The 6,777-nt window shown below is 43.4% G+C and carries 8 protein-coding genes; all 8 read right to left on the reverse strand.

The window, feature by feature from the left end; all coding sequences use genetic code 11:
• Window positions 1–28: 28 nt before the first annotated feature.
• Complete coding sequence (locus BV372_RS22055) at window positions 29–2,251, reverse strand: NHLP family bacteriocin export ABC transporter peptidase/permease/ATPase subunit (RefSeq protein WP_086688638.1); 2,223 nt, start codon at window positions 2,249–2,251, stop codon at window positions 29–31.
• Between the two features lies 1 nt (window position 2,252).
• On the reverse strand, window positions 2,253–3,695 hold the full coding sequence (locus BV372_RS22060; RefSeq protein ID WP_086688639.1) for an NHLP bacteriocin system secretion protein: 1,443 nt from the start codon (window positions 3,693–3,695) through the stop codon (window positions 2,253–2,255).
• A 457-nt stretch (window positions 3,696–4,152) separates the two neighbouring features.
• The gene (locus BV372_RS22070) at window positions 4,153–5,250 is read right to left on the reverse strand and encodes a cyclic nucleotide-binding domain-containing protein (RefSeq protein WP_086688641.1); all 1,098 of its coding nucleotides are present in this window, start codon (window positions 5,248–5,250) and stop codon (window positions 4,153–4,155) included.
• 219 nt (window positions 5,251–5,469) lie between these two features.
• Window positions 5,470–5,676, reverse strand: a complete 207-nt coding sequence (locus BV372_RS22075; protein ID WP_086688642.1) for a hypothetical protein — start codon at window positions 5,674–5,676, stop codon at window positions 5,470–5,472.
• Window positions 5,677–5,761: 85 nt separating this feature from the next.
• Window positions 5,762–6,010: a CTB family bacteriocin gene (locus BV372_RS22080; RefSeq protein ID WP_086688643.1), complete on the reverse strand. Its 249-nt coding sequence runs from the start codon at window positions 6,008–6,010 to the stop codon at window positions 5,762–5,764.
• A gap of 89 nt (window positions 6,011–6,099) precedes the next feature.
• Complete coding sequence (locus tag BV372_RS22085; protein WP_086688644.1) at window positions 6,100–6,303, reverse strand: CTB family bacteriocin; 204 nt, start codon at window positions 6,301–6,303, stop codon at window positions 6,100–6,102.
• 115 nt (window positions 6,304–6,418) lie between these two features.
• The gene (locus tag BV372_RS22090; protein ID WP_086688645.1) at window positions 6,419–6,625 is read right to left on the reverse strand and encodes a hypothetical protein; all 207 of its coding nucleotides are present in this window, start codon (window positions 6,623–6,625) and stop codon (window positions 6,419–6,421) included.
• Between the two features lie 31 nt (window positions 6,626–6,656).
• Entirely contained in the window at window positions 6,657–6,767 is a 111-nt protein-coding gene (locus tag BV372_RS37190) for a CTB family bacteriocin (RefSeq protein ID WP_256973380.1), read from the reverse strand.
• Window positions 6,768–6,777 lie beyond the last annotated feature (10 nt).

Consider the following 6,777-nt stretch of genomic DNA (forward strand, 5'->3'; position numbering starts at 1 on the left):
GTGCAACACCAAAATTTTTTTGAACTTCCTAAAGTGCTTCTCCTTCACTACGAATTAATCGCAAATATGCACCTTCAACTTCCTTTAATTCATCATGTGTGCCCCGTTGCACGACTTTGCCCTTTTCCATGACAATAATTTCATCACAATCGCGAATGGTGCTGAGGCGGTGCGCCACGATAATACAAGTACAACCCCGTTGGCGGAGTTTGCGATCGATGATTTTTTCTGTTTCACTATCAAGGGCGCTGGTGGCTTCATCCATCACCAGAATCGCCGGATTATTTACTAAAGCGCGGGCTATTTCCAACCGCTGACGTTGTCCGCCACTTAAGTTAGCTGCCCCTTCTAACAGTTGGGCACCATAGCCGCCTGGTAAGGAAATCACAACATCGTGAATAGCCGCATCTTTACAAGCACGGATTAAATAGCTATCCGGAACGGTGGTATCCCAAAGTGTTAAGTTATCTCGCACACTCCCAGCAAACAGAAAAATATCCTGCTCTACTAGAGCCAGAGAATTGACTAAAATTTGTCGGGGAATTTGCGATCGCGTTTGACCATCAAACAAAATGTCTCCCTGCCAAGGTTCATACAATCCCGCTACTAGTTTGGCTACGGTAGACTTGCCAGAACCACTCCCCCCGACCAAGGCGACTCGCTGCCCTGGTTTGAGAGAAAAATTAAAGTTTTCAATTAATGGTTGACCAATGCGGTTGTAGCCAAAGGTAACATTGTGTAAATCGACATATCCTTGCAGACGCACAACAGGGTTTTCGGCGGAAGCGAACTGGATATTTTCCCCAAATCTCTGTACCTCTCGATCTACTTGTGCATCTGTGGGGTTGCGTAAGACATCATCTAACCGCGTGATATCGCCTTCCACTCTCTGGAGGTCGCTTCCTAGGTTAACAAGATTATTTACAGGTAGTAAAAATTGTTGCATTAGCCCCTGAAACGCCACTAGCATCCCAATACTGAGATGCCCATCGATAACTCTGAGACCACCGATGACAATTAGTAGCATGGATGACATGGTAGTTAGGAAAGATGGCAAGACTCCCAAAGTCTGGTTTGTCACATCCATTTCCTGTTGAGAGTTGACTGACTTGGCATAGTAACCAGCCCAACGGGAAAAGAAATCTGATTCCAAGCCTGATGCTTTTAGGGTTTCCATACTCTGAAGACCAGAGATGGACACACCAGCAACTTTTCCTTGATCCTGTTGCAATCTCATGTTGGCATCGATGCGCCGCCGAGCTACCCACTGCAATGCTAGGAGGTTGATGGCGACAAAAGCTACACCAATTGAGGTGAGTACTTTGTCATATTGCAACATCACCACTCCATAAAAAATCACCGTCACGACTGCGATCGCAGTTGTCGCTAATCTCCCGGAAAGAATGCTAGCTAAGGAGTCGTTAAGGTTAACGCGGCTGCTGATTTCTCCAGCAAATCGTTGATCGTAAAAACTGACTGGGAGGCGGAGAATGTGCCAGAGAAACTGACTCGACATCCCCACAGACAGCTTGATTTTCATGCGGCGCAGGGATTGTAATTGCAGTAAGGTCAAAAATCCCGTGACGCAAGCTGTGATCAAAATTCCCAAAATCAGCGGTGATAACCATTCCTGGCGACGCTCAATCAAAACATTATCGACAAACACCTGGGCAAATGTGGGCATCGCCAACCCAGGAATCACCAATAGCAAACCTGCCAGCACACAATAAGCCAGCGCCCACAAGGAAAACCGCAATCGTTGCCATAAAGCCTGGATAATGCTGGGTTTGCTTCCCCCTTTTTTGAAATCCGGCCCAGGCTGTAAAACCAGGACTACACCAGTGTAGGCATTGCTGAATTCTTCTATGGAGATGTGACGCGGGCCGCTGGCGGGGTCATTGAGATAAACGCGCTGTTTGTTGTATCCCTCTACTACTAGGAAATGGTTGAAGTTCCAAAACACGATAAAGGGACATTCCATTTCCATCAGCTGGTTCAACTCTGCCTTAAAACCTTTGGCATTTAATCCGTAGTTACGACCAGCATTGAGGATATTGGAGGCTTTACTCCCATCCCGCGATACCCCGCAATCTTGACGCAGTTTTGCTAAGGGGACAATGCGACCGTAGTAACCCAGAATAATTCCCAAAGCCGCTGCACCACATTCTACCGCTTCCATTTGCAGCAGCGTCGGGGTACGACGGCGAGCGCCTTTACGTTTCAGGAGTTTTGGCAATTTGGGCAGCGACATATCAATAAATCCCACTCCAGGATTTCAGGATAGGTAACACAAAGGTAATGGGTGCTTGTTCTTCGATAGTGACTCGCACAGAGGTGGTGGTTCCCGGAGACATTTTGACTTGGGGACCAGTTGAAGAAGACCATTGATAGCCGCTGAAGGTGGCAGGATCGGGCTGAAGTTCTGCTAAAACTTGAATTTGTGGTTCTGAGCTTACTAGACTGCCGACAATGTCGGGATTACCAACTAGACTAGCTGCGGCTTCTTTGGTCACAGGGAAGGGTGAAACATTGGTAATAGTACCGACAATACCACCAAATCGTTCCCGCTTGACTGTGGAAGGAGTGATTTGTAACTTCATGCCTTTTTGCACTTTTTTACCTTCACTCACTGGTAAAAATGTCACTCCCAGCAATTTAGCAGAGGACTCTTGGGCTTCGATAGAGCCGATGCGGCTACCGGGAGAGAGAAGTTGCCCGGAAGTTACAGTCAGTTCTAAAATGCGTCCGGTGCGATCGCTCTTAATCTCGCTACTACCTGTTAATTTTCGTTGCAGTTCGGCAATACCCCGTTTCAAATCTTGAATTTGATTGGTGCGGTTAATCGAAGTTTGAAAATTTTGTTCGCTGAGAGTTTTTTCCTTAGCATCCAATTGTTTTAACTGTGTTTTCAAGTCGGTGATTTGTCCCAGATTCTCGCGGTAAGACTTTTCTGCCTGAACTTGGTTAATATCTAGTTGTTTTAATTGGCTTTCAATATTGGCGATTTTGGCGATGCTATCGAGGTAAGTTTGTTGGGCTTCTAAAACCTGATCGGCGGAAATTGCTCCTTCAGCTTTCAGCGCTTTGCGGCGTTCGAGTCTATCTTTGAGAGTAGGAGCTAAAGACTTAGCTTCTTCCCAACGTTGCTGTAAGTTGGTTCGTTGCTGGGCGATCGCGCCGATATCCTTATCTCTGATAATTGGACTCAGAGATTGAGTTTCAACTAGCCGTTGTTGTAATCCTAAACGCTGCTGGGCGATCGCTCTGACTTCCAATTCACTGCGCTGACCCTGAAGTGAATTAGCGTTGAGGTCTTGGGCTTCTAATTCTGCAAGTTTGGCTTGCTGCTGGAGGAGTTGCTTGTGTAGTTCATCTTGGTCGATTGTGGCTATAACTTGTCCTTTCTTCACAAAATCGCCAACACGAACATTTACTACCTTTAACTTCCCTTCGACAGCGGGGAATTGCAATGGTAGAACCTTACTGGGATAGACAAGTACACCCCTACCTTCTACCGTAATTGGAATCCGACCCAAAATACTCCAGGCCAGTCCTGCTGCAACCAAGGTCCCTAGAGCAGCCAAGGGTAACCAATTCATCGGACTGACTACTTGCATGATCTGGTCTAAGCGCTCGGGAGAGGATGAACGCTCTAAAGCTTGTTTGCGAAACAGGTTGTTCCTGTGAGTGACCATTTAATACCTTCCTAATTTATCCAAAATATGCATGGGATGTAGAGTCAAAGTCCATGCAAAGCTGTGAAGTTAAATACTGTTTTAAATACAAACTCGAATATTAATTTCCCAGAAATGAAACAAAACTTTAATGAGATCGTCTACATTGTGTCTGGGTGAAGGCAGAAGGCAGAAGGCAGGAGGCAGAAGGCAGGAGGGAAGGAAAAAGGTAGTTTAATGGGGATTGTGGGCGAATTAGAAGTAATACCTTTCACTATCCTTAAATCCCGCCGTCATCATAGAATCGTGCTGTTGCACATAGGCGCATAGCAGCTTCCCGCAGGGTAGGCAGGCTACTCTGCGGGAACGTCTTTGACAAACGCAGGCTCAGAAATTCAGCCTGCGAAGACATAGGAATAAGCTTTTTCTTCCTTGTCCTCCTGCCTCCTGCCTTCTGCCCTCTGCCCTCTGCCTTCACTTAACTCCGGCGAATTCTTTTAAGCATCCAATCAAATCTGGCTCCAGCTAGCGCCACCTGAGCTAAAAAATCGGAACTCAGTTCATTTTCATATTGTGAGCTTTGATCTAAAGATTGATCTTTGCTGTAACTGAGTCTGCCATAACCAAGACGACTGACAATTGCCCGCTGTTTATCTGCTAGCAACACTGCAAGTACTCGGTAAAAACGTGCAGCAAAAGGTAAATCGTGTAAAAGCTTTGCCGCTATTCGCCATTGAGGAATGGATAATACCCAAGAGTCTTCCGCAGCTTTCACAGAAAAAGAAGGTGGAGGCGCTTCGATAAAAGGTGTTTCTCCCACAATGTCGCCTCGGGATAACCTAGCAAACTCACGTTCTGGAGATTCGCCACCTTCCAAACTTGAAAATGCCCTAGCTAAAGGATTGCGATCGTCTTCTGAAGCTGAAAGTGTTAATTTTCCTTCTAATAAAATATGCAGCGCCTCGACAGGTCTACCACCAGGAATGAGCACAGTACCTGCGGTAATTTTGCTCACTGTGCCGGCAACAACCAACCAATCGATATCGCTATCACGTAATTCTGCAAAGATAAATAAGATTTCTCTAAGTTGCGGTTGACTAAGAACAAGTGTGCTATTACCTAGCTGACTGATGATTTGCTCTAGTCTGTCTGATAGCAGAATCGCACTTGCTCGATAAAGATGAGCTGCGAAACTGATATCTTCTTTTAATTTTGTCGCTAGCTGCTTTTGCGGAATTGCTAATACCAGTGAGTTAGTCAGCGCTTTCATAGTAGTAGAAGGTAGATAGGTATCGAGAAAGGGAATTTCTCCTACCATATCTCCGCTTGATAATCTCGCAATCTCACGCCCTGACATTTCACCACCTTCTAGGGCAGCAAAGGCACGACCTAAAGGATTATTATCCGGTTGTGAGAGAGAAACTATTAATTCTCCATCCAATAAAATATATAGTGCATTTACAGGTTCGCCTTGACGGATAAGAACTTTGCCTGCGGCAACTTCTTCCTTAGTACCTGTGGTCAACATCCAGTCGATATCGCTATTACTCAGTTCCTTTAGCAGAACTTCTCTCATAATTTAACTCCCTGATGTTTGTAAGGGCGGGAGAGTTTTGTCGGTGGTTGTAAGTACCCAAAATCAGGAATTGAAAACTGAGTTGGTTTGCTCTGTTCACCTTGATCCATCTTAATACTGGCTGAATGTTTTGCTGAATGCAGATATTCACGGAACAGAATTCCCAGTCCCAAAAAATCCGATAATACTTGATTTGATTCGCTTTGCTCTACTGTTAAGTTATATACTTATCGTAATTAAATGTAAAGCGGTGGTGATTTTATTCACAGACTTGATAACTGAATCGGGATGACTTTTCGCTACAAACTTCACGTCTTCTTGAGAGTAAGAGCTAGAAATCGAAACGTCCTTACCACCAGCAACAGCATTTAATTCCTCCTCATGTAATTCAACGACTTTACTATAATTAATGTATTGCTCTGACATGATTGACTCCTTGATTGGTTATTTAGGGTAAAAAAATGAATTGAATTTATAGGAGAATTAGTTAGATGAATTAATATCTGCTCTCCTAGCTAGACTGACCAAATTGACTAGGTGTGTCTCCCAAAAATAAGCCCTGAATAGCAAAAGTTCTGATATCTCGCGTTGCAATTAAAGAACTTGTAGAACTACCGTTAGGGCCAGACTGAGTATTTTGAAGAATTACGCGATCACTTTGCTCAAAAAAGGTAGCAGCAAAGAAGAAATTGAAACCACCTGCAATCATATCTAGTTCTTCATCGGCTAATTCGATAGCAACTTTATTTTCATCTAACATAGCTTACTCCTATGTGTATATTGATTTTTTTAATAGAAACAGAAGTTTAATACTAAAAAAATATTAATTAGATTAAATAACCTCTGCTACTAAGTCAGCGTATACTTCTTGTTGCGTTCATTTTCCATCCATCTGGAAGTACCATCCTGAAAAAGAGATTTTTTTATTTCTTTAAAATGCTTGTAACCCTCATGTTCATTTAACTTATCTACAACCAGTGAATCAGAGCCACCTGCAACTACATCTAATTCTTGCTCAGATAATTCGATAGCGTCTAGATTTTCATTTGACATAACTTACTCTTTCCTTTGTAAAGACTGATTTTGATTCTAATAAAAGCAGAGGTTTTATCTGCAAAAAAAGTTATTTAGTAGATTAACCTCTGCTATTTAATTAGTCATTGGAATTTTAATAATATACTACATCCCCTCCAGTGGGAGGAAAAGGATTAGGTATAGTTCCATCCCAAGAACTTGGAAATTTTACTTCTGGTAATTGTTTGAATATATTGCCAGGAGGGAGAGGATTGGGAGCAAACGATTCATCTGCACCACCTGCTACTACCTCTAGTTCTTGCTCAGATAATTCAATGATGGTTTGATTTTCAATTAACATATTCAACTCCTATATTTATGTTTCCTAAGAGTTAGAGACCTAATCCAATAAAGTGAACAGCACTAGTATTGATTTTTTGCTGTGCTACTGTGGAAGTTGTCGAACTACCTTGTGGACCAGACTGGGTATTTTGTCCAACGATTAAAGTATCG

This window comes from Nostoc sp. T09, assembly GCF_002154695.1.
Taxonomy (GTDB): domain Bacteria; phylum Cyanobacteriota; class Cyanobacteriia; order Cyanobacteriales; family Nostocaceae; genus Aulosira.